General features: G+C 60.9%; 23 protein-coding genes. 12 read left to right on the forward strand and 11 right to left on the reverse strand.

Annotated elements, in window-relative coordinates; translation table 11 throughout:
* Positions 1-48: 48 nt before the first annotated feature.
* Genes Q1A44_RS11315 through Q1A44_RS11335 form a run of 5 tightly spaced genes read left to right on the forward strand, consistent with a single transcriptional unit; the run spans position 49 to position 4,834 of the window.
* Positions 49-648 (forward strand): amino acid synthesis family protein, encoded by a 600-nt coding sequence (locus Q1A44_RS11315; protein ID WP_299624625.1) that lies wholly within the window; start codon positions 49-51, stop codon positions 646-648.
* The gene (locus Q1A44_RS11320; protein ID WP_299624628.1) at positions 620-1,411 is read left to right on the forward strand and encodes an alpha/beta fold hydrolase; all 792 of its coding nucleotides are present in this window, start codon (positions 620-622) and stop codon (positions 1,409-1,411) included. The genes Q1A44_RS11315 and Q1A44_RS11320 overlap by 29 nt, the downstream gene beginning before the upstream one ends.
* Complete coding sequence (locus Q1A44_RS11325) at positions 1,408-2,301, forward strand: flavin reductase family protein (protein WP_299624631.1); 894 nt, start codon at positions 1,408-1,410, stop codon at positions 2,299-2,301. The genes Q1A44_RS11320 and Q1A44_RS11325 overlap by 4 nt, the downstream gene beginning before the upstream one ends.
* Positions 2,302-2,303: 2 nt before the next feature.
* Positions 2,304-3,338, forward strand: coding sequence for an LLM class flavin-dependent oxidoreductase (locus Q1A44_RS11330; RefSeq protein WP_299624634.1), 1,035 nt, complete (start codon positions 2,304-2,306; stop codon positions 3,336-3,338).
* A 17-nt stretch (positions 3,339-3,355) separates the two neighbouring features.
* A complete protein-coding gene (locus Q1A44_RS11335; RefSeq protein ID WP_299624636.1) occupies positions 3,356-4,834 on the forward strand; it encodes an aldehyde dehydrogenase in 1,479 nt (492 codons plus the stop codon).
* Here Q1A44_RS11335 and Q1A44_RS11340 read toward each other — a convergent pair.
* Genes Q1A44_RS11340 through Q1A44_RS11355 form a run of 4 tightly spaced genes read right to left on the reverse strand, consistent with a single transcriptional unit; the run spans position 4,831 to position 8,820 of the window.
* Positions 4,831-5,547: an Asp/Glu racemase gene (locus Q1A44_RS11340; RefSeq protein WP_299624639.1), complete on the reverse strand. Its 717-nt coding sequence runs from the start codon at positions 5,545-5,547 to the stop codon at positions 4,831-4,833. The two genes, Q1A44_RS11335 and Q1A44_RS11340, sit on opposite strands and share 4 nt — an antisense overlap.
* Positions 5,548-6,696 (reverse strand): Xaa-Pro peptidase family protein, encoded by a 1,149-nt coding sequence (locus Q1A44_RS11345; protein ID WP_299624642.1) that lies wholly within the window; start codon positions 6,694-6,696, stop codon positions 5,548-5,550. It lies immediately after the preceding gene.
* Positions 6,693-7,739, reverse strand: coding sequence for a pyridoxal-phosphate dependent enzyme (locus Q1A44_RS11350; protein ID WP_299624645.1), 1,047 nt, complete (start codon positions 7,737-7,739; stop codon positions 6,693-6,695). The genes Q1A44_RS11345 and Q1A44_RS11350 overlap by 4 nt, the downstream gene beginning before the upstream one ends.
* A 52-nt stretch (positions 7,740-7,791) precedes the next feature.
* Positions 7,792-8,820: an L-idonate 5-dehydrogenase gene (locus Q1A44_RS11355; protein ID WP_299624648.1), complete on the reverse strand. Its 1,029-nt coding sequence runs from the start codon at positions 8,818-8,820 to the stop codon at positions 7,792-7,794.
* A 153-nt stretch (positions 8,821-8,973) separates the two neighbouring features.
* On the opposite strand from Q1A44_RS11355, the gene Q1A44_RS11360 reads away from it, so the two are divergent.
* The 3 genes from Q1A44_RS11360 to Q1A44_RS11370 all read left to right on the forward strand — a co-directional run bounded on the left by Q1A44_RS11360 (position 8,974) and on the right by Q1A44_RS11370 (position 11,524).
* Positions 8,974-9,741, forward strand: coding sequence for an SDR family oxidoreductase (locus Q1A44_RS11360; protein ID WP_299624651.1), 768 nt, complete (start codon positions 8,974-8,976; stop codon positions 9,739-9,741).
* 73 nt (positions 9,742-9,814) lie between these two features.
* A complete protein-coding gene (gene rpiB, locus Q1A44_RS11365; protein ID WP_299624654.1) occupies positions 9,815-10,276 on the forward strand; it encodes a ribose 5-phosphate isomerase B in 462 nt (153 codons plus the stop codon).
* A gap of 120 nt (positions 10,277-10,396) precedes the next feature.
* Positions 10,397-11,524, forward strand: coding sequence for a beta-ketoacyl-ACP synthase III (locus tag Q1A44_RS11370; protein ID WP_299624657.1), 1,128 nt, complete (start codon positions 10,397-10,399; stop codon positions 11,522-11,524).
* 69 nt (positions 11,525-11,593) lie between these two features.
* On the opposite strand, the gene arsH is transcribed toward Q1A44_RS11370, so the two are convergent.
* Positions 11,594-12,316: an arsenical resistance protein ArsH gene (gene arsH / locus Q1A44_RS11375; protein WP_299624660.1), complete on the reverse strand. Its 723-nt coding sequence runs from the start codon at positions 12,314-12,316 to the stop codon at positions 11,594-11,596.
* A complete protein-coding gene (locus Q1A44_RS11380) occupies positions 12,309-12,767 on the reverse strand; it encodes a hypothetical protein (RefSeq protein WP_299625235.1) in 459 nt (152 codons plus the stop codon). Before Q1A44_RS11380 ends, arsH begins: the two co-directional genes overlap by 8 nt.
* A gap of 409 nt (positions 12,768-13,176) precedes the next feature.
* Here Q1A44_RS11380 and Q1A44_RS11385 point away from each other — a divergent pair, with 409 nt between their 5' ends.
* Positions 13,177-13,755: a thymidine kinase gene (locus Q1A44_RS11385; RefSeq protein WP_299624663.1), complete on the forward strand. Its 579-nt coding sequence runs from the start codon at positions 13,177-13,179 to the stop codon at positions 13,753-13,755.
* Between the two features lie 137 nt (positions 13,756-13,892).
* Here the strand turns inward: Q1A44_RS11385 and Q1A44_RS11390 are convergent, their stop codons facing one another.
* The 5 genes from Q1A44_RS11390 to Q1A44_RS11410 all read right to left on the reverse strand — a co-directional run bounded on the left by Q1A44_RS11390 (position 13,893) and on the right by Q1A44_RS11410 (position 17,106).
* On the reverse strand, positions 13,893-14,849 hold the full coding sequence (locus Q1A44_RS11390; protein WP_299624666.1) for a D-glycerate dehydrogenase: 957 nt from the start codon (positions 14,847-14,849) through the stop codon (positions 13,893-13,895).
* Positions 14,846-15,184 carry a tRNA-binding protein gene (locus Q1A44_RS11395; protein WP_299624669.1) on the reverse strand — a complete coding sequence of 113 codons (339 nt, stop codon included), beginning with the start codon at positions 15,182-15,184 and terminating at the stop codon, positions 14,846-14,848. Before Q1A44_RS11395 ends, Q1A44_RS11390 begins: the two co-directional genes overlap by 4 nt.
* A complete protein-coding gene (gene proC, locus Q1A44_RS11400) occupies positions 15,177-15,989 on the reverse strand; it encodes a pyrroline-5-carboxylate reductase (protein WP_299624672.1) in 813 nt (270 codons plus the stop codon). The genes Q1A44_RS11395 and proC overlap by 8 nt, the downstream gene beginning before the upstream one ends.
* Before the next feature lie 31 nt (positions 15,990-16,020).
* A complete protein-coding gene (locus Q1A44_RS11405) occupies positions 16,021-16,521 on the reverse strand; it encodes a YbjN domain-containing protein (protein WP_299624675.1) in 501 nt (166 codons plus the stop codon).
* A gap of 345 nt (positions 16,522-16,866) precedes the next feature.
* A complete protein-coding gene (locus Q1A44_RS11410) occupies positions 16,867-17,106 on the reverse strand; it encodes an accessory factor UbiK family protein (RefSeq protein ID WP_299624678.1) in 240 nt (79 codons plus the stop codon).
* Positions 17,107-17,202: 96 nt separating this feature from the next.
* On the opposite strand from Q1A44_RS11410, the gene lgt reads away from it, so the two are divergent.
* Genes lgt through pgeF form a run of 3 tightly spaced genes read left to right on the forward strand, consistent with a single transcriptional unit; the run spans position 17,203 to position 19,900 of the window.
* Positions 17,203-18,090, forward strand: a complete 888-nt coding sequence (gene lgt / locus Q1A44_RS11415) for a prolipoprotein diacylglyceryl transferase (RefSeq protein WP_299624681.1) — start codon at positions 17,203-17,205, stop codon at positions 18,088-18,090.
* Positions 18,087-19,148, forward strand: a complete 1,062-nt coding sequence (locus Q1A44_RS11420) for an SAM-dependent methyltransferase (RefSeq protein WP_299624684.1) — start codon at positions 18,087-18,089, stop codon at positions 19,146-19,148. Before lgt ends, Q1A44_RS11420 begins: the two co-directional genes overlap by 4 nt.
* Positions 19,145-19,900, forward strand: a complete 756-nt coding sequence (gene pgeF / locus Q1A44_RS11425; protein WP_299624687.1) for a peptidoglycan editing factor PgeF — start codon at positions 19,145-19,147, stop codon at positions 19,898-19,900. Before Q1A44_RS11420 ends, pgeF begins: the two co-directional genes overlap by 4 nt.
* The last annotated feature ends 206 nt before the right edge of the window (positions 19,901-20,106 follow it).

The raw sequence follows: 20,106 nt of genomic DNA on the forward strand, positions 1-20,106 counted from the left end.
TGGTAAAATCCTATCTGCTTTTATCCTTGCCCCGAGGAAGGAGCCCCGATGACACCCGAAATCCGCAAGATCGTAACCTATCAGGAGGATATCCTGATCGAAGGGTTCAAAGCCGCCGCCACACCTTGGCGCATGTGTGCTGTCGCCGCCGTGCTGACCAATCCGTGGGCAGGCCGATTTGTCTCGGACCTCAAACCCGAAATCATGGCCTTTGGGCCGATCCTCGGGGCCGAATTGACCGCCCGCATTACCGAAATATGCGGTGGGGGCGACCAGATCGAAGCCTTTGGCAAATCCGCTGTTGTCGGGCTAGATGGAGAGATCGAGCACGCCTCCGGCCTGATCCACACCCTGCGGTTCGGAAATCACTTCCGTGAAGCTGTGCAGGCCACGTCCTATCTGGCCTTTACCAACACACGAGGCGCCGCGAATGCGCCGATTCAGATCCCGCTGATGGACAAACACGATGCGGGTCGCCGTTCGCATTACCTGACCGTCCATTTTTCGATTCCCGACGCGCCGCGCGCGGACGAGGTTGTGGTGGCCTTGGGTGCGGCGACCTCGGGCCGTCCGCATCACCGTATCGGTGACCGGTATCAAGACCTCAAGGACCTGGGACATGACCTGGACAATCCGGCCGCGATCTGAGGGGCCGGGTGGCCTTTACTATTGGACGGAAGGGGCAGGGCCGCCGATTGTCCTGATCCACGGTGTTGGCCTGCGGGCTGAGGCGTGGGGGGGCATCGCGCCTCTTTTGGCAAAGGATTTCACCGTATATGCGGTGGACATGCCGGGCCATGGCGCGTCGCCTTTGGATAGGGCGCGCAGCCTGAGCGATTATACCGCGCGTTTTTCCGTCTTCATCGATGGTTTGGACGCAGCCCCAATCGTTGCAGGTCATTCCATGGGTGCGTTCATCGCGCTTGATCTTGCGACCCGCGGGGCCAACGCCTTACGTGCCGTCGCCGCTCTGAACGCGGTCTTTGAACGTTCAGACGCCGCGGCATCGGCCGTCCAAGCGCGCGCCAAGGCATTGGACGGCGGCAGCGGTGCAGATCCGTTGGCCCCTCTGGAACGTTGGTTCGGCGCATCGCCGCATGGCTCTGTGGGAGCGGCGGCAAAAGCTTGCCGAACGTGGCTGACCTCGGTCGACCCTGAAGGCTATGCGCAGGCCTATCGTGTATTTGCGCATCACGACGGGCCAAACCGCGCTGCGCTCGCAGAGTTGCAAACACCAACTCTGTTTCTGACCGGTAGTCAGGACCCAAACTCCACCCCCGCCATGAGTCATGAGATGGCACGCCTCACCCCCAACGGCCGGGCGCAGATCGAGGCAGATGCCGCGCATATGGCACCAATGACCCACGCACCATCCATCGCCACCGCGATCCGGGCATTGATGACGCCATGACCCACGACGCCCAAGCCCTCCGTGTCGCTTTTGGCCGATTCATGACCGGAGTAACCATCGTGACCAGCCGCCGTGATGACGGGGCGCCCATTGGCTTTACGGCCAATTCCTTCACCTCTGTGTCGCTTGATCCGCCTTTGTTGCTGGTCTGCCCAGGCCAGCACCTGTCCAGCTATCCCGATTTTCAGACCACAAACCATTTCGCTGTCAGCATCCTTGCCGAGGGGCAAGAGGACGTATCGAACCGGTTTGCGAGCAGCAAGGCGGACCGATTTGGGCCAGGCGGCTGGTCGTCCGGGCACGCGGACATGCCCCTGATTGACGGACGGGCGGCCGGATTTGTCTGCGAAGTGTTCGAAAGAGTGCCTGCGGGAGATCATACGGTTTTGATCGGACGCGTTGTCGATTTTGATGCAAATAACGCACCCGGATTGGGCTATGGGCCCGACGGCTATTTTGCACTGGGCCAAGAACGCCGGGCCGAGGCTCCAGCGGCCAAGCACACCCGCGCATGCGTTCTGCTAGATGACGGGCAGCATATCTACCTCACTGCGCATGGCGATCTGCCATCCGTCCAGATCGGGCCGGATGCCAGCCCTTTGCAAGGGATCGAAGCCCATCTGGCGACGCAACACATCAAGGCGGATTTGGGCGTCGTCTATGCGCTGTACGATCAGGACGACGGCGGGCGCGAGATCGTGTTTCGGGGGCACGTTGCCACAGCACCCGCCGGATTGACGCAAGCACCCATTGCAACGGCAACCGCCGCCGATCCGGCGCTCGACGCGTTGCTCAAACGCTTTGCCCAGGAACACAAAACCCAGGCCTTTGGCCTTTATGTCGGCTCCAACCGCGCAGGCGACGTGCTGCGCGCAGATACCAGGGGATAGTCATGGATTTTTCGCTCTTTGCGCATATGGAACGGCTGAGCCCGGAACAAAACCACAGCGATCTTTATGATGAATTCATTGGACTGTGCAAAATGGCCGATGACGGCGGGATGCGGGCGATCTGGACGGGCGAGCATCACGGGATGGAGTTCACCATCGCACCCAACCCATTTACAACGATTGCCGACCTGGCCCACCACACCAAGAATGTGCGGCTGGGCACCGGTACGGTTGTCGTTCCCTTCTGGCATCCGATCAAGCTGGCTGGTGAGGCCGCGATGACCGACCTGATCACGGGCGGTCGACTGGAGATTGGGGCCGCACGAGGCGCATACAGCTATGAATACGAGCGGATGATGCCGGGCCTGGATGCCTGGGAGGCCGGGCAAAGGATGCGTGAAACACTGCCCTTGTTGCGCGACCTGTGGGGCGGCGACTGCGCGCATGAGGGGGAGTTTTATAGCTTTCCCGCAACCACGACCGCCCCGCGCCCGAAACAGGAAGATGGCCCTCCCATTTGGGTGGCCGCGCGCGATCCCAACAGCCACGCCTTTGCCGTCCAAAATGGGTTCAACGTGCAGGTGACCCCGCTCTGGCAAGGCGATGCGGAAATCGACGACTTGATGGCCAAGTTCAACACCGCCTGCAACGACTATGACGGGCCCCGGCCCAAGATCATGCTGTTGCACCACACCTATGTGGCCGCAGACGCCGAAGATGCGGATCGCGGCGCCCGTGAACTCAGCCGATTTTACAACTATTTCGGAGCCTGGTTTCAAAACAAGAGGCCCGTGCGCCAAGGGCTGATGGAAGAGATCAGCGACGACGACATTGCGGGCAACAAGATGATGGCCGCCGAAACCCTGCGCCGGGATTTGACCATCGGTACGGCCCAAGACGTGATAGACAGGCTGAAACGCTATGAGGATCTGGGCTATGACGAGTTTTCGTTCTGGATCGACAGCGGGATGAGCACGGAGCGCAAGCGCGCCTCACTGGCCCGCTTCATTGACGATGTCATGCCCGCATTCACGTGAGGCAGAGGACCAAAGATATGACCGACCTTCCCCACTATCCGCTCTATATCGCAGGTGAATTCACGGCTGGCGCAAAGGGCCAAGTGATGGACAGTATCAACCCCGCCACGGGCGATGTGTGGGCCACATTCGACTGTGCCGCTGCCGCCGATATCGACCGCGCTGTTGCTGCAGCGCAAGCGGCCTTGGATGCACCTGAATGGCGCGACATGACGGCCACGGCGCGGGGCAGGCTGCTGTATCGTCTTGCCGATCTGATTGCAGAAAACGCGGACGAACTGGGTCGGATCGAAACGACAGATAGCGGCAAATTGGCCGCTGAGACGACAGCTCAAACTGGCTATGTGGCGGACTACTATCGCTATTACGCGGGCCTCGCGGACAAGGTCGAGGGCGCTGTGCTGCCCATCGACAAACCGGATATGCATGTGTTCACCCAACGACTGCCAATCGGCGTTGTGGCCGCCGTGGTGCCATGGAACGCCCAGATGTTCTTGGCCGCGACCAAGCTGGCACCTGCCCTCGCCGCAGGTTGCTGCGTGATCCTCAAAGCATCGGAAATAGCACCTGCCCCTATGATCGCCTTTGCGCGTCTGCTGGACAAAGTCGGCTTTCCCAAGGGCGTTGTATCCGTCGTCACAGGCAACGCTGAGAACTGCGCCATCCCGCTGACCCGGCACCCCGGCGTAGACCGTATTGCATTTACCGGCGGGCCAGACACCGCACGTCATGTGGTCCGCAATTCAGCCGAGAACTTTGCCGTGACCACGCTGGAACTGGGTGGCAAATCGCCCATTCTTGTCTTTGACGATGCCGATTTGGACGCTGCGGCAAACGGGCTGATTGCGGGCAATTTCGGGGCGTCCGGTCAGTCTTGCGTGGCAGGCACGCGCGGGCTGGTGCACCGGCCCATTTTTGACCAGTTGGTCGCCGCCATCACTGAAAAGGCCCAAGGGCTGGTAGTGGGCGATCCGCATGATCCAGCCACCCATCTGGGGCCACTGTGCACCCGGGCGCAGGTCGAGGTCATCGAAAAAACTCTCGCCACGGCGAAAGCCCAGGGTGCGCAGATTGCATTTGGTGGGGCGCGAGCGAGTGCGGGCGCACATTACATGCAACCAACCCTCATTCTGTGCAATTCGCCCGAGGTCGAGACACTCAAGGTCGAGATGTTTGGACCTGTCATGTCACTCCTGCCCTTCGACTCCGAGGAAGAGGCAATAACCCTGGCCAATGACAGCGATTTCGGCCTCGGATCAGGCGTGTTCACCCAAAACGTGGCCCGCGCCCATCGGGTGTCGCGGCGCATCCGCTCAGGGATCACGTGGGTCAATACCTATCGCGCCATTTCGCCCATCGCGCCCTTTGGCGGGTTCAACCAGTCGGGATACGGACGCGAAGCGGGCGCGGAGGCAATCCTTGACTATACACGGACCAAAACCACTTGGATCAACACCTCAGAAGCGCCAATGAGCAACCCGTTTGTGATGCGCTAAAGCAGATCGCGCGGCGCGCCCTGACCGCCCAGCATGTGCCAGGCCAGCACCAGATTGCTCGAGAGAACCGGCAGCGCCAAGCCTGCCTCAAGCGGTGCGATCACGTCCAGCGTTCGCAGATTGGTGCAGGACAAAAAGAGACCATCCACCTCGGCCCCCTCCATCATGGACGTTGCCGCCGCCATGATTGACGGGCCATCAATACTGACAACCTTGGCCTCGTTCGGTTCGGCGAAAGTGCCGAAAACTGGGGTGTCGATACCATGCGCGCGCAGCACCTCACGCAAGTGGTCAGAGACGGAGGCGACGTAAGGCGACAAGATCGCAAGCCGCGTGATACCAGCCGCCCGGCACGCGGCGACGAGGGCAGACACCGGGTCTGTCACCCGCGCGGTTTCGGTGCCTTCTCCAACCAATTGCGCCACGCGCGCCGTCCCGATTTGCGACGCGCCAGAGGTGCAACCATAACCCACGGCATCAAAGCGCAAACCGCGCGGGAAAAGTGCGGCGGCGCCGGTCAGATGTACCTCCATCGCGCGCAAGCTTTCAGGCGTGACGTCCTCGCCCGAGGGCACCCGCGACACCAGAAAGCTCACATCAGCAGGCAGCAGACGGCGCATATCATCCTCGATGCTTTCATCCGATTGCAGCGCCACAAGGCCCAGTTTCCGACGACGGTCCTGCGCGCTGGTGTAGGGAAAGACTTGGGTCACTCAGATCACCGGCAAACTGCGCGGCGCGGGCGTCGACAGATACTCGGCCCCGGTTTCCGTCACAACGATGTTTTCCTCATGGACCAGACCGCGCCCTTCGCCCACTTCGATGCTGGGCTCAAGCGTCAGGACCATGCCCGGTGCAAGCACAGTATCATCATCCGGGATCAACGAGGGCCATTCAGTCAACTGCATCCCCAACCCATGGCCGTATCGCACCGCATCCGAACCACCCGCACCGCCGGTCAAGACGCGGTCCATCACATGGAACAGATCCGCCGCCGTGATACCGGGCCTTGCGGCTTCAAAGGCGGCATCGCTTGCCTCGATCAGGCGGGCATAAGCGTCGCGGGTTTTCGGCTCTGCCGTCCCCACCGTCCAATTGCGGTCAAAGTCGCAGAAGTACCCGTCGTGCACGGCGCCGGTATCCAACATCAGAACGTCGCCCGGCATCAAGGCCTGGGCCGTTGCAGGCGCGATGATGTCACCGTAGCCACCCGGTCCCGCCCCCCCCGCAAGGTAAGAAACCCAATCGGCCCCTTCCTCAAGGCAGAGCATCTGAAACCTGCGAAACACCTGATCCAAAGGCGCACCCACGCCCGCGATCTCGGGCACGCGGGCAAAAGCGCGGTCGGCAATGGCGCAACTAGCGCGGATCTTGGCCACTTCGGCACCCGACTTCACCATCCGCAGCTGTTGAATGATCAGGGCGTCGCTTGTTACGTGCCGCCCCTCAAGGCCCGCTACAATCGCGGTCCAACTGTCGCGCGGCAGCCTAATGTGGGTCTCTCGTCCGCTTGGCACGCCAATGCGGCCGCCAAGTGCTACACAACCCCGCAGCGCTTCGATCACTAACGACACCCCATCATCAGCGTAGTCCGGTGAACGCCAAGTTCGGATATCGCTAAGCCACGTCTCTTGCATCAACGGCGCGCCGATGGATGGGATGACCGCAATCGGATCGCCATTGGCAGGCACGATCAGGAACCAGGGGCGCGTCGGGCTTTCCCAAAACCGGGTCAGGTAGCCCGTGAAATAACGCAATTCCGCTTCGGTGGTCAGCAACAGCGCGTCAAGATCGGCCTTGCCCATCAAAGCCTGCGCGCGCCTAGTGCGCGCCTGATACTCCGATACGTCAAAGCCGCTCACCCTTCGGGGCCCTCGGACAGGATGCAGAGCACGCGGGACGTCACTTTCAGACCCAGCGCCGCGCGATAGGGCTCGCTGGCCAACAGTGCCGACAGGCCGGCACCGCCAGAGGGCGTTGTGGCAAACCCAAAGGTCTCTGCCTTTGCAGCCCCATCGTTTCCTTCGGCCTCGGAAAGGGTCACGAAATCGTCCGCATCCCGCGCAAGCCCCTTGAGCGCGATCAAGGATGGTACTTTGCAATCAAGCCGACCCATGGCCGACACGGGGCCGGATGTTTCGACCGGCGCCCCTGCCTTGATCGAAGCTATCAAGGCGGGGGCGGCTTCGGGTTCAACCACGATCATGCGGGTCTGATCGCCCCAAACACTGCGCGCAATCGCGGCCGCTGCGCCGGCCAATCCGCCGACGCCAGCTTGCAGAAACAGATGCGTCGGGGCCGTTTCCATTTGGGTAAACACTTCGGCCATAAGCGCTAGATACCCTTCCATCACGCGATAAGGGCGGTCGGTATATTCTGCCCAGGAGCTGTCCGACAAAAGCACTGCGCTTTGCGCGTCTGCCGCTGCCATCGCGGCCGCCATGCTGGCCTCGTAGTCTGCGCCGCTGCGTACAACATCTGCGCCCATGGCCCGCAATCGTTCGGCAAAGGTCTCGGGGACGGTATCAGCAATGTAGATCACCGCCCTGGCCCCAAAGGCGGCAGCCCCGGCTGCAACCGACAGCCCATGATTGCCCGCGCTGGCGGTGACATAGGTCTGTCCCCGCGCCTTGCCTTCCGCAGCATCACGGGCAATGACATACGCCGCGCCCAGAGCCTTGAAGCTGCCCAGCCCCATACGGCCCCGTTCGTCCTTGAGGTAGATAGAGGCCACACCGCATTCGGCGGCCAATTCCAGCGCGTCGACCAAGGGTGTTTCGGCCGCACGCGGGCACCGCGTCAACAAGGCCAGCGGGGCCTGCGCATCCTTGCTTGGGAAAGGGATGTCCGCCAGCGCATCCACGCTGAGCCCGACACCGCGATAGGGGTTGTGCAAAATATCCATGAGGCACCGTGCAAGGGTGTGACAGGTGCGTCAATCCCCCAAGAAACCAAGATCAAAAGGTAATTTGCGCCTTGATTGCTTGCGTCCGGTCCGCCGCCATTTCAAAGGCCGCCACCGCATCGTCGATGCCGAAGGCGTGAGTAACCAACGGGGTCACATCGATCTGGCCATTCTGCATCAGTTTGACGGCTGTAAAGAATTCATCGTGAAAGCGGAACGAACCCTTGAAGGCAATCTCCTTGGCCGTCATGGCCTGCACGGGTAGGCTCATGTCGCCGCCCAGCCCCAACTGAACCAGTGTAGCACCTGGGCGCAAAGCCGGAATAGAGGCGCGCAGAGCCGCAGCGGCGCCGCTGCACTCAAACTGCACATCAAAGTGACCCTTGTTGTCGGCAAAGCGGTTCAATCCTTCGGGATCATCCTTGACGTTGAGGGCCAGATCGACCCCCAAACGGCGCGCCATGTCGAGAGTAAAAGGCGTCATATCTGTTGCTACCACCTCGGTTGCGCCAGCGGCCCGGGCCACCAGAATGCACAGCATCCCGATAGGCCCACAGCCCGTGACCAAGACCCGCTTGCCCACCAGATCGCCCGCCTGATGGGCCGCATGCAGGCACACTGCCAGTGGTTCGGCAACCGCCGCCTGCGCCGCCGTCAATCCGTCCGCCAGAGCACATTGGGCCACATCCGCCACGACATATTCACGAAACGCGCCCTGAATGTGCGGAAAGGGCATCGCCGATCCATAAAACCGCATGTTGAGACAGTGATGCGGCTGGCCATCATGGCAATATGTGCACGTACGGCATGGGCGCGATGGCGAAATCGCCACCAGCTGGCCCTTGGCCAGACCGCTCACCTGCGCACCGAGCTCGGTCACATGACCCGAGACTTCATGCCCCAAGATCATCGGTTCGCGCAGGCGCACCGCACCAAATCCGCCGTGGTTGTAATAATGAAGGTCCGAGCCACAGATGCCCCCGGCTGCCAGCTTGATCAGAACCTGATCTGGGCCAGGCTTGGGCATGTCCCGCTCTTCGATCCGAAGATCCTTGGCGGCATGGGCAACGATGGCTTTCATGGCGGTGTCCTTTATGCGCGGTTGACACACCATGCGCTGGCGTCGCCTGTCAGACAAGGCCCGGATGGAAGCGGCACCTTGCCTTGACGCCCCCCGGCCCCATCCCTACCGTTCCCGCAAACATCAGCATTCGAACGAAAGGCTCCTCCCGTCATGAGCAACGCACTTTTCTCGCTCACCGGGCGGCGCGCCCTGATCACCGGTTCTTCACAGGGGATCGGCTTTGCCCTTGCCAAGGGAATGGCCGCCGCTGGGGCCGAAATAGTGCTGAACGGGCGCGACGAGGGGAAACTGGAGGCCGCCGTGGCCGAATTGCAAGATACCGGTGCGACCGTTTATGCCCTGCCTTTTGACGTCACCGATCACGACTCCGCCCGCACAGCCGTCGACGGGTTTGAGGCCGACATCGGCCCCATCGACATTCTGATCAACAATGCCGGCATGCAGCATCGCACCCCGTTGGAGGATTTCCCCCCCGACGCGTTCGAGCGGCTTTTGCAAACCAACATCGCGTCCGTGTTCCACGTGGGCCAGGCCTGTGCCCGGCACATGATCAAGCGCGGTACCGGCAAGATCATCAACATCGCCAGCGTGCAAAGCGCGCTCGCCCGCCCCGGCATCGCGCCCTATACCGCAACCAAGGGGGCCGTCACCAACCTCACCAAAGGCATGGCGACAGACTGGGCGAAACATGGGCTGAACTGCAACGCGATTGCACCCGGTTATTTCGACACCCCGCTGAACGCCGCCTTGGTGGCAGACCCGGAATTCACCACATGGCTGGAAAAGCGCACCCCCGCCGGGCGTTGGGGCCAGGTGGACGAATTGGTGGGGGCGGCGGTGTTCCTGTCCTCCGATGGGGCCAGTTTCGTAAACGGGCACACGCTTTATGTGGATGGTGGGATCACCGCATCGCTTTGACCCGCGATTGACCCGCGCCCGGGCATCTGATCCATATCCAGCATCTGCACTTAGGATTCGGAAAGCTGCCCTCATGACCAACGCCAAACGTATTGTCCTGTCCAGCGACCACGGCGCCGTTGCACTGCGCCAATCGGTTGCGGCCCATATCGGTGCCAAGGGGTGGGACGTTGTCGATATCGGCCCTGTCACCACGGAAAGCACGCCCTACCCAAAACACGGCCGCGAGGCCGCTGAGATGGTTGCGAGTGGTGAATGCGCGATGGGTATCATCCTGTGCGGCACCGGTCAGGGGATCATGATGTCCGCGAACAAAGTACCCGGCATCCGTTGCGGCGCGTGCGGCGACACATTTTCCGCCCGCATGATCCGGGCCCATAACGATGCCAACATGCTGGCGCTGGGCGCACGCGTCATCGGCGAGGCGCTCGCACTCGACATCGTGGATGCGTTCCTGAGCACCGAATTTGAGGGGGGGCGCCATGCCCCCCGTGTCGCCATGATCGAAGGCGGCGACGCGCAAACGCACGGATAGATCGCGCTCAGCGTCACATGACGCTAGGTCAGGCTCGGCACAGCGCGGGCGCGCAACCTTGCGAGTGCGCAAGGCCCCCTGTAGGTTGCCGCGCAATCCGACAAGCCTAAGGGGCGCATCTTGACCTTCACACCCGCCATCACCGGAACCGGCGTTTTTACGCCAGAACTGTCCATCTCGAACGCGGAACTGGTTGTGGCGTTCAACGCCTATGCCGACAAGTTCAATGCCAAAAACGCCGAGGCCATCGCTGCTGGCACCATTGAGGCCAAAGCGCATTCCTCCGAGGAATTCATCGTCAAGGCCTCCGGTATTGAACGGCGTTATGTTATGGATAAATCCGGTGTTCTGGACCCCGACGTGATGCACCCGCTTTTGCGCCAGCGCAGCGACGATGAACCCTCGATCATGGCCGAAATGGCGCTGGACGCCGCGCAGAAAGCGCTCGCTGCCGCGGGCAAGACGGCCGCTGATGTGGATGCGGTCATCTGTGCCGCCTCAAACCTCGAACGGGCTTATCCAGCCGTGGCCATTGAAATTCAGGACCTCTTGGGCATCCAGGGTTTTGCATTTGACATGAACGTGGCCTGTTCGTCAGCCACCTTCGGCATCCAGGCGGCGGCCGACATGGTCAGATCCGGCTCCATCCGGTCCGCGCTTGTGGTGAACCCAGAGATTTGCTCAGCCCACTTGGAGTGGCGGGATCGGGATTGTCACTTCATATTTGGTGATGTGGCCACGGCGATCCTGATTGAACGACAAGAGGCTGCTATCGGCCCCCATTTTGAAATCAAATCGACCCGCTGCGCTACTGAATTTTCCAACAATATCCGCAACAACAATGGCTATCTGCGCCGCTCGCGCCCGGATGGTGTGGCCGACCGGCGCGATATGCAGTTCATGCAGAACGGACGCAAGGTGTTCAAGGAAGTGCTGCCGATGGTCAGCCGGCATATTGCCAATCACATGGCGGATGACGGTGTGACATCTGATGACCTCAAGCGGGTCTGGTTGCACCAGGCCAACAAGACGATGAATGATTTCATCGGCAAAAAGGTTCTGGGGCGAACACCGGAACCCGGCGAACAGCCCAACATCCTGCAAGACTATGCCAATACGTCGTCGGCTGGGTCGATCATCGCCTTTTCAAAATATTCCGAGGACCTCAGCGACGGCGATATCGGGCTGATCTGCTCCTTTGGCGCGGGCTACTCCGTGGGTTCGGTGATCTTGAAACGGCACAGCTAGGCGATGCCCGGGGTCGGCGGGCGGGCGCATTTCGGGCCGTATGGCCCGGAACAGAGCCGCGCGGCGATCTCAGTCTTTCCTGGATACGCGGTTGTGGACCTCAGCCACACTTTCCACCCGCTCGGAGTAGCGGTCTACAAGGTAATCACTGCGTCCACGCACCATCCAAGTGAACTTGACCAGTTCTTCCATCACATCAACCACGCGCGCATAAAACGGGCCTGCTGGCAAACGATCGCCTTCGAACTCCAGCCACGCCTTTGCGATGCTGGACTGGTTGGGAATGGTGACCATGCGCATCCAGCGGCCAAGAATGCGCATCTGGTTCACCGCATTAAAGCTTTGCGAGCCTCCTGACACCTGCATCACCGCAAGGGTCTTGCCTTGGGTCGGGCGAATGCCGCCGGTCATGGACAGCGGCAGCCAATCAATCTGGGTTTTCATCAGGCCGGTCATAGCGCCATGGCGCTCCGGGCTCGACCACACCATACCCTCGGCCCAAACCGCCAAATCGCGCAATTCCACGACCTTGGGATGGGTCGCCTCGCCATCGTCAACCAAGGGCAGGCCCGAAGGGTCAAACATCCGCGTCTCGCAGCCTAGATGGCGCAGGATACGCGCAGCTTCTTCGGCCGCGCGGCGGGAGTAGCTAACATCGCGCAGAGAGCCATAGAGCAGCAATATCCGCGGCGGATGGTCGGGATCATCCGGCGCACACAAGGCGTCAACGTCGATCCGGGGCAGCGCCTGGGCAACAAGGGCTGGCAGGTCGCTCAGATCGGCCTCAGCCATGCTCATCCTCAAGATGCAGCTTCATGTCGATCAAAACCTGTTGCAGCATTGTTGTCTCTTTCAACAGACGCTTGGCCTCATTGACCGAAATCACGCCGTCTTCGATGGATTGCTGGTATTCGCTCATCAACATGGCAAAGCGCTGGCTGAGGGCGATCACGTCGGCATTCACGCCGCCGGAGCGTTCGGCGTTGGGCAGGCGGTCATCATGGCTGAGGGTGATGCCCTGCAATTCGGCCAGCGCACTGGTGACATGAGGGTAGCTGCTTGCCCGCTCTAGGGCCACGACAGCGTCGATGGGCATAAAGCGGTCCGCATGTTCGGGATTGTCGGAGTAATAGCGGCCTAGGGTCGCCTTGGATTTTCCGGTCAATTCGCAAGCGGGCTCGATCCCGACGGCTTTGACCAAGGCTTCGGTATGCTTCTTCAGATAACGACCAGCTGCGACCATGCGCCCACCCCCAACAATCATGTCCCGGCATTCCCTCATAGGTTTGGGGAATGACCACCGTCTTTTCCCATTAATAGGCCACGGGGGAAATGTCATTTGTTAATCGTCCCAACGGTTTTCGGGATGTAACGAGTAACCGGCGCCCCCAGCGTCGGTACCGGGTGGGGTCCGCCAAATACCTCTGTCGCGTGGGGGCGACAGGCCAGCCTTGGGTGGCAGTCGGTGTGGTGGATCCGTCGGAGGTTTATGTGAACAGGGACCGCACCATCCCCAAAAGAACGCACAAGCGTTCGTCCCGCGGTTCCCAGTGTGCGCAAGTGCCGATGCGGTCCGATAGTCCCGGCTACAGGGAATATCGGGCCCGCCCGCCTCTTGCCCCATTGCGTGCGGGGAATTATGCATCGCGCCCATGGCCAAGCTCTACTTTCACTACTCGACGATGAATGCCGGCAAGTCGACGGTTCTGCTGCAAGCGGCGCATAACTACCGTGAACGCGGGATGGTACCTTATCTGTTGACGGCGCAACTCGATCACAGGGCCGGCACCGGGCATATTGCGTCACGCATCGGTATTGACGCACCTGCCGAAACGTTCGGCCCACAGGATGACCTTTTTCAAAGGCTGGTCGCGCGTCAGGCCAATGGCCCGGTGGCCTGCGTCTTTGTGGACGAGGCGCAGTTTCTGTCCGAGACCCAGGTCTGGCAATTGGCCCGTGCCGTGGATGATCTGAACCTGCCCGTCATGTGTTACGGCTTGCGGGTCGATTTTCAGGGGAAGCTTTTCCCGGGTTCGTCAACGCTTTTGGCCTTGGCGGATGAAATGCGAGAGGTTCGCACGATCTGCCATTGCGGAAAGAAGGCGACAATGGTGATCCGGCAGGGGCCCGATGGCATGGCAATCACCGATGGCGCCCAAGTCCAGATTGGTGGGAACGAAACTTATGTCTCGCTATGCCGCCGCCATTGGCGCGAAGCCGTGGGCACCTGACAGCCGCGATCCGACACGGATCTCGGCAGGACATCGGCGCGATGTCCACGGCGCACCGATTGCAAATGTCGTGTTCCAGCAGGATTAGCGACGCACTCCGCGCCGGAGTGCAGCCGGAAACCGTGTCGGTTTCCGATCTAAACGGGGTTCGGCACGGCCTCACCCCCAAAAAACGCCCGCAAATTGTCGACCGCCATCAGTCCCATTGCCGTTCGCACTTCCAGTGCAGCAGTGCCCAAATGCGGAAGCAGTGTCACGTTATCCAAACCGAGGAAGGCCTCCGGCACTCGTGGTTCATACTCGTATACATCCAAGCCTGCACCGCCGATGGCACGCGACTGCAAGGCGTCGATCAAGGCGCTTTCCTCCACAACATCCCCGCGCGCGATGTTCACGAAATGGGCATGGCTCTGCATCGCCTCAAACACAGCCGCATCAATCAAATGGCGGGTTTCGCCACCTCCCGGTACAGCAGCCACCAGAAAATCAACACTGCCCGCAAGTTCTGCGAGGGTCGCGACCCGGTGCGCAGGAAAGGCCAGTGCCTTTTCTGAACGATTGAAGTAGGCCACCTGCATCCCGAACCCGAAATGACAGCGCTGCGCAATGGCCTGACCAATCCGGCCCATTCCCACAATGCCCACGCGCTTGCCCGACATATGCAGACCCAGCATCTGCGTCGGATGCCATCCGGGCCAAGCGCCTGCACGGATCAGACGTTCCCCTTCCGCCGCCCGGCGCGCAGACATAAGCATCAGCATCACGCCAATATCTGCCGTCGCGTCGGTCACAGCACCGGGCGTATTTGTGACAACAATGCCCGCGGCCTTGGCCGCCACCACGTCGATGTGGTTAAATCCGACGCCAAAGTTTGCCAGCATCCGGCAGCGCATCTCAGGAACACCAGCAAACACCGCGGCCGAATACATGTCCCCCAAAGTGGGCAATACCGCATCATACTCCGACAAGCTTAACCGCAACTCTGCATCTGTCATCGGCAATGTCTCGGATCGCACATCGACGTGATCGCAACAGGCCCTTGCCGCTGCAATCACCTCATCCGGCAAAGGCCGGGCAATCAGGACCCGGCTCAATGCAATCGCCCCCCGGCAGGTACATCCAGATCCGGTTTGGCCAGCACAATTGCACCTTCCGTATCGGGAAAGCCTAGTACCAACACTTCGGACATGAACGGTCCGATCTGGCGCGCAGGAAAGTTCACGACCGCCATGACTTGCTGTCCCACCAATGCCTCAGGTGTATAATGGACCGTGATCTGTGCCGATGTTTTCTTCTCTCCCAGTTCAGGGCCAAAATCGATCCACATCTTGATGGCGGGTTTGCGCGCTTCTGGGAAAGGTTCGGCGCGCACCACACGGCCCACACGTACATCCACCTTCAAAAAATCGTCAAAGCTGATCTCATCCATTGGCCAACTCCTTTGACCGGTTTGTGGCCGCAGCCACAGCGCGCGGCAACAAGGCAGGAAACCCGTTTTCCGCGTCCATTAGTACCTCAAGGGCGGCCTGTGTCGTTCCATTTGGGCTGGTGACATTCACGCGCAACTGGCCTGGGTCCTCTGTCGCCTGCATCGCCAAAGCACCAGCACCCGCCACTGTCGCTTTGGCCAACTGCAGCGCCAGATCAGCGGGCAGGCCTTGCGCCTCCCCCCCAGCAGCCAAGGTTTCAATCAGGTGAAACACATATGCCGGGCCAGACCCGCTGACGCCCGTGACAGCGTCCATCTGCCCCTCGCCGTCGAGCAGCACGACGTCACCGACAGCAGACATCAGCAAAGCGGCCTCATCCAGCGCAGAGAGCCCAGCAGCATTGGCGCATAGAGCTGTAATCCCCTGCCCAACCGCTGCGGGAGTATTGGGCATCGCGCGTACAATTGGCGTCTGCGCGCCAAAGGCGGTCTCGAACGCAGCGATCGACGTACCGGCTGCCACTGAGACGAATACAGTATCGCCGCCCGCCAGCGCAGTAATGGCGGGCAAAGCATCGCCCATCATCTGCGGTTTCACTGCAATCAAGACAATGGCAGGGGCTGCGGGCAGGTTGGTATTCACTTGAACACCAGTGCCGCGCACCCATTCCGACGGCGCAGGGTCCAGAACCCAAACCTTGTCGGTCGGCAAGCCGCGCGACAGCCATCCGGCCAACATGGCCGACCCCATCTTGCCACAGCCCAAAAGCACGATGCCTTGTGCTGCGATCCGTGTGTCTTGCATAAAGATCCCCCCGACAAATCAGGAGGTCAGGTTACGCCCGGCCATAGGCCTCTGCAATGGCCACTTGCATCGCATCCTTGGGTGTTCGATCCCCCCAAACCAGCAGTTGCAGCGCCGGATAATACCGCTCGGCACTCATGACGGCGGCACCGATCATGGTGTCGATCTGTTCAGGGCTAGCCATCTGCCCCCCGCTCAGCACCAATCCATAGCGGTAGACCATCAGCTTTTGCTCTTCCCAATAGGTAAAGGAACCCGCCCAACACTGATCATTCACATGGTTCAACAATTCGTAAAGCGCGGGCAACTTTTCGGCCGGGGGTTCCATCTCAAAGGTACAGACCATGCGCAAGGTCTCGTCATAGCCGGACCAGGCCAGAGTAATGGAATAGGTCCGCCACTGGCCCTCAACGGCCATTGCGATCTGATCATCGGCGATACGGTCGAAATCCCATTCGTGATGCTCGGCCAAGTGCTCGACGATATCAATCGGATGGATGTCTTCTTCCAGGAACTGCTCGGAAAGTGCCATTGTGCCACCTCTTATTCGCTTGTAGCGAAAGGGGCTGGCAGCGCCCCAAGCGCTAGGTGCCTGCTCTGAGATGTCGGGGCGATCCCCCGAACCTCATACCAGATATGGTGGATGTGCCGCAGCGATCTGGCAACCCTTTATTTGGGGATAACCGCAATAAGTTGGGGACAAACCGACAAAGGGCGCAAAATGCGGACGTTTCCGGCGAAGCACACATCGTTCCCTTCTGCGTTCCAGAAATTTCTCCGCGATGGGTCGGCCCGCAACGCAAAACGCCCGGCTGAACACCGGGCGATCATTCAAAACTGGCAGACTATGGAATGGCGCGGCAGCGCCACCGCTGGATTACTTGGCGTCCAGCGCATCCAGACGGGCCTTGAGGGCCTCGTTCTCTTCGCGGGCCTTCTGGGCCATGGCGCGCACCGCATCAAATTCCTCGCGGGTCACGAAATCACGATCGGCCAGCCAGCGGTCCATCATCGATTTCATCGCTGTTTCTGCCTCTTCGCGCGCACCCTGGGCCACGCCCATAGCATTGGTCATCAACTGCGAAATGTCGTCAAAAATCTTGCCGCGTGCCTGCATGGTCTCTACTCCCGTTCATGGCTGCCCTCTATATGGAGCGCAAAGGGGCCTCTCGCAAGGTTGACCTCACCCTATGACAGAGGCATTCAGACGCAGATGCAGGCCATGATCCCCTTCCCCGATATCGCGCCCGAGATCTTTTCGGTCTCGCTTTTTGGCTTTGAACTGGCGCTGCGCTGGTATGCGCTGGCCTATATCGTGGGCATTGTGATCGGCTGGCGGCTGGTGGTGATGACGGTCAAATCGCCCCGGCTCTGGCCAAACAATACGCCCGTCATGACCCCGGCCCAGATCGAGGATATGCTGACGTGGATTATCCTCGGCGTCCTTCTGGGCGGTCGTCTGGGCTATGTCCTGTTCTATCAGCCCGGCTTTTACCTGGAGAACCCCGCCCTCATCCTGGCCATCTGGGAAGGCGGCATGGCCTTTCACGGCGGTATGCTGGGCGTGGTCGTTGCCGCGTGGGTCTATACCGGGCGGCACAAGGTCAACCGGCTGAGTGCGGCGGATGCCATTGCGCTTGGCGTTCCGCCCGGGCTTCTGCTGGGCCGGATCGCCAATTTCATCAACGCGGAACTTTGGGGGCGGCCCACCGATCTGCCATGGGGCGTGGCCTTTCCGGGCCAGGCAGCCCAAAGCTGTGGCGAAATCATTGGCATCTGTGCGCGCCACCCCTCCCAACTTTACGAGGCAGCGCTAGAGGGCTTTGTCCTTCTCTTCCTCTTGTTGTGGATGGTCTGGCGGCGAGGTGCGTTCCACAAGCCCGGATTGATCTGCGGCACGTTCCTCGCAGGTTACGGGTTGGCCCGCTTTGTTGTCGAATTCGTGCGCCAACCCGACGCTCAGTTCATTGGTCCCGGCAATCCAATGGGACTGGCCTGGCATCTGGGCGGCTATGGTTTGACCATGGGCCAACTTTTGTCCGTACCGATGATTCTGCTGGGCCTGTGGCTAATCCGGCGCGCCCGCGCCCGCGCGGCATGAGCCTGCGTGACGACCTGATCGCCCGCATCAGCCAAAGCGGTCCGATCTCACTGGCCACTTATATGGCAGAGGCGCTTTTGCATCCCACCAAGGGGTATTACACCACACGCGACCCGCTGGGGACATCCGGCGATTTCACAACCGCCCCCGAGATCAGCCAGATGTTCGGCGAGCTGATCGGCCTGTGCCTGGCACAAACTTGGCTGGATCAAGGCGCTCCAGACCGCTTCACATTGGCCGAACTGGGACCGGGGCGCGGCACGCTCATGGCCGATATCCTGCGCGCGACACGCAGCGTACCCGGGTTTCACGCAGCCGCCCACGTCACACTGCTCGAAGCATCCCCCGTCTTGCGGGCCCAGCAGGCCGCGACTTTGGCGGGCTCCAACCCCGCATGGCACCGGTCTGTCACTGACTTGCCAGACGGCCCCCTTTGGCTTGTGGCAAATGAGTTTTTTGACGCCCTGCCCATCCATCAGTTCGCGCGCGCAGGGCACGGGTGGCGCGAACGCTACGTTGGTGTGAATGACGGCGCATTGACCCTGGGCCTTGGTGCGCCCGCGCCCCAAGCTGCCCTCGCGCGCCGCATGGACGACACAAATGACGGCGACATTGTCGAAACCTGTCCTGCAGCGATATCAGTCTTGCAGGAAGTCAGCGGCCGGATTGCCATCCACGGCGGTGCCGCGCTGATCATTGATTACGGCGATTGGCGCAGCCTCGGCGACACGTTGCAGGCGGTTCAGGATCACACGCCCGTCGATCCGTTTGCGACCCCTGGACAGGCCGATCTTACCGCTCATGTGGATTTCGAGGCCCTCGCCGGGGCAGCCGCGCCTGCCGCCCACAGCCGCGTTACACCACAAGGCGTGTTTTTGGAACGGCTCGGGATCACCGCCCGGGCCCAGGCCCTTGCCCAGAACCTGAACGGCGAAGCGCTCGACGCGCATATCGCGGCACATCGACGGTTGACGCACCCTGAGGAAATGGGAAACCTGTTCAAAGTGCTGGGGCTGTTCCCGGCCGACGCTGCCCCGCCACCCGGATTGAACACATGACGCTGGAAATCCTGACTGCTGACGCCCTGGCCCCCGTGCGCCACGGCTTTTTCACCCGGGCGGGTGGCGCGTCGTCAGGCATCTTTGCCGGGTTGAATTGTGGCACCGGCAGCACGGACCAGACCGAAATTGTCGAGATCAACCGCAACCGCGTGGCCGAGGCCATGGACGTGGCCTCAGACCACCTTGTGGGCGTGCACCAGATCCATTCCGCCGAGGCCGTGCATGTCATTGGCCCTCAAGGCGACAAACCCAAGGCCGATGGCCTCGTGACTGCCACGCCGGGCATTGCGCTGTCGGTGCTGACCGCCGATTGCCAACCTGTCCTGATGGCCGACGCCACAGCCGGTGTCATCGGTGCTGCACACGCCGGTTGGAAAGGTGCACAGGCCGGCGTGCTAGAGGCGACGGTTGACGCGATGGTCCACCTTGGTGCGTCGCGCAACAACATACACGCCGTGATCGGGCCCACCATCAGCCAACGTGCCTATGAAGTCGGGCCTGAGTTTTTTGACGTCTTTCTAGATGAAGACCCTCACAATACCCGGTTTTTTGCCGGTGGTGATGGTGACCGGATGCATTTTGACCTGCCGGGTTACGGGCTATCACGATTGCGGGCGGCCGGCGTTGGATCGGCGGAATGGACTCGCCATTGCACATATTATGACCCGGACCGGTTTTATTCCTATCGGCGTTCCGTCCATGACAAAGACCCCGACTATGGTCGCTTGATCGCGACGATCCGGCTGTAATCCCGGCGCAATTCGGGCAGCTCAGGCCACATCACTGCCACTTTGTTTCCAGATCAAAATCATTAGGAGGGGCAGGCACCTTAAAACCTTGGCGTTCAGACGTGTCATGCCCGCCACAATTGTGTCCGTACCTTGGAAAAATTCGGCGCGTTTTTTGAACCAACGTCAAAAACCTGCCCGATTGATCCACCATAATCGTTCTCAAC

Origin of the sequence: uncultured Tateyamaria sp., assembly GCF_947503705.1 — a bacterium.
Taxonomy (GTDB): Bacteria; Pseudomonadota; Alphaproteobacteria; order Rhodobacterales; family Rhodobacteraceae; genus Tateyamaria.

Coding starts and splice junctions, on each gene's coding strand:
- Q1A44_RS11385 (WP_299624663.1), top strand. CDS start 13,177: ATGGCCAAGCTCTACTTTCACTACTCGACGATGAATGCCGGCAAGTCG.
- Q1A44_RS11395 (WP_299624669.1), bottom strand. CDS start 15,184: ATGGATGAGATCAGCTTTGACGATTTTTTGAAGGTGGATGTACGTGTG.
- Q1A44_RS11420 (WP_299624684.1), top strand. CDS start 18,087: ATGAGCCTGCGTGACGACCTGATCGCCCGCATCAGCCAAAGCGGTCCG.
- proC (WP_299624672.1), bottom strand. CDS start 15,989: ATGCAAGACACACGGATCGCAGCACAAGGCATCGTGCTTTTGGGCTGT.
- arsH (WP_299624660.1), bottom strand. CDS start 12,316: ATGGCTGAGGCCGATCTGAGCGACCTGCCAGCCCTTGTTGCCCAGGCG.
- Q1A44_RS11325 (WP_299624631.1), top strand. CDS start 1,408: ATGACCCACGACGCCCAAGCCCTCCGTGTCGCTTTTGGCCGATTCATG.
- lgt (WP_299624681.1), top strand. CDS start 17,203: ATGCAGGCCATGATCCCCTTCCCCGATATCGCGCCCGAGATCTTTTCG.
- Q1A44_RS11350 (WP_299624645.1), bottom strand. CDS start 7,739: ATGGATATTTTGCACAACCCCTATCGCGGTGTCGGGCTCAGCGTGGAT.
- Q1A44_RS11380 (WP_299625235.1), bottom strand. CDS start 12,767: ATGGTCGCAGCTGGTCGTTATCTGAAGAAGCATACCGAAGCCTTGGTC.
- rpiB (WP_299624654.1), top strand. CDS start 9,815: ATGACCAACGCCAAACGTATTGTCCTGTCCAGCGACCACGGCGCCGTT.
- Q1A44_RS11355 (WP_299624648.1), bottom strand. CDS start 8,820: ATGAAAGCCATCGTTGCCCATGCCGCCAAGGATCTTCGGATCGAAGAG.
- Q1A44_RS11330 (WP_299624634.1), top strand. CDS start 2,304: ATGGATTTTTCGCTCTTTGCGCATATGGAACGGCTGAGCCCGGAACAA.
- pgeF (WP_299624687.1), top strand. CDS start 19,145: ATGACGCTGGAAATCCTGACTGCTGACGCCCTGGCCCCCGTGCGCCAC.
- Q1A44_RS11315 (WP_299624625.1), top strand. CDS start 49: ATGACACCCGAAATCCGCAAGATCGTAACCTATCAGGAGGATATCCTG.
- Q1A44_RS11335 (WP_299624636.1), top strand. CDS start 3,356: ATGACCGACCTTCCCCACTATCCGCTCTATATCGCAGGTGAATTCACG.
- Q1A44_RS11360 (WP_299624651.1), top strand. CDS start 8,974: ATGAGCAACGCACTTTTCTCGCTCACCGGGCGGCGCGCCCTGATCACC.
- Q1A44_RS11410 (WP_299624678.1), bottom strand. CDS start 17,106: ATGCAGGCACGCGGCAAGATTTTTGACGACATTTCGCAGTTGATGACC.
- Q1A44_RS11405 (WP_299624675.1), bottom strand. CDS start 16,521: ATGGCACTTTCCGAGCAGTTCCTGGAAGAAGACATCCATCCGATTGAT.
- Q1A44_RS11320 (WP_299624628.1), top strand. CDS start 620: ATGACCTGGACAATCCGGCCGCGATCTGAGGGGCCGGGTGGCCTTTAC.